This is a genomic window from Methylobacterium sp. WL116 (assembly GCF_008039455.1).
GTDB lineage: Bacteria > Pseudomonadota > Alphaproteobacteria > Rhizobiales > Beijerinckiaceae > Methylobacterium.
The window spans coordinates 1-864 of the sequence record NZ_VRUV01000962.1 but is presented as its reverse complement, the minus strand read 5'-3'; the positions used below and the strand labels follow the sequence as shown (position 1 = coordinate 864).

1 protein-coding gene is annotated in these 864 nt (G+C 69.1%); it reads left to right on the top strand.

All coding sequences use genetic code 11. The features are described 5' to 3' along the window. The first annotated feature begins 187 nt into the window (after positions 1–187). Positions 188–724 carry an inorganic diphosphatase gene (gene ppa, locus FV223_RS28785; RefSeq protein ID WP_147730016.1) on the top strand — a complete coding sequence of 179 codons (537 nt, stop codon included), beginning with the start codon at positions 188–190 and terminating at the stop codon, positions 722–724. The last annotated feature ends 140 nt before the right edge of the window (positions 725–864 follow it).

Here is an 864-nt window from a genome sequence, read left to right as displayed (position 1 = left end):
ACCCGGCCCGCGCGCGCTCGACCGCTTGGCCGGCGTGCCGCTGCCGAAGGTCGGCTACCTGTTCGGCTGACGGTTCTTCCCGTTCGTCGCGGCGTGCGGCGCGGCGCGGATTTGCTTCGCGCGCCAAGGGCTTTATGAGACCCGCGCAACGGGGCGAGGCCCCGATCTTCCGGGATGCGCCAGCGCCATGATCATCGACAACATCTCGATCGGCAAGAACCCGCCGCACGACGTCAACGTCATCATCGAGGTGCCGCTCGGCGGCGAACCGATCAAGTACGAGATGGACAAGGAGGCCGGCGCGCTCGTCGTCGACCGCTTCCTCTACACCCCGATGTTCTACCCGGGGAACTACGGCTTCATCCCGCACACCCTGTCCGGCGACGGCGACCCCTGCGACGTGCTGGTGGCCAACACCCGCGCCGTGGCGCCCGGCGCGATCATGAGCGCCCGCGTGGTCGGCGTGATGGTAATGGAGGACGAGGGCGGCGAGGACGAGAAGATCATCGCCGTGCCCTCGCGCCACCTCACCAAGCGCTACGACCGGATCGAGAACTACACCGACCTGCCCGAGATCACGATCCAGCAGATCCAGCACTTCTTCGAGCACTACAAGGATCTCGAGCCCGGCAAGTGGGTCAAGTTCGTGCGCTGGGGCGACAAGGCCGAGGCCCACCGCCTGATCCACGAGGCGATCGACCGCGCCAAGAAGGCCAAGGCCTGAAGGGTTTCCCCGGGCCGATCGAGGCCCGCGCCCGGCTCCCGTCCCCGCGGACGGGGAGAGAGCCGGGCGCGTCGAAGAGATGACGTCAGAGCGCCTCGCCGCGCAGCAGGCGCGGCGCCCAGCCGCGCCTGCTGCGCGGC

Coding starts and splice junctions, on each gene's coding strand:
- ppa (WP_147730016.1), top strand. CDS start 188: ATGATCATCGACAACATCTCGATCGGCAAGAACCCGCCGCACGACGTC.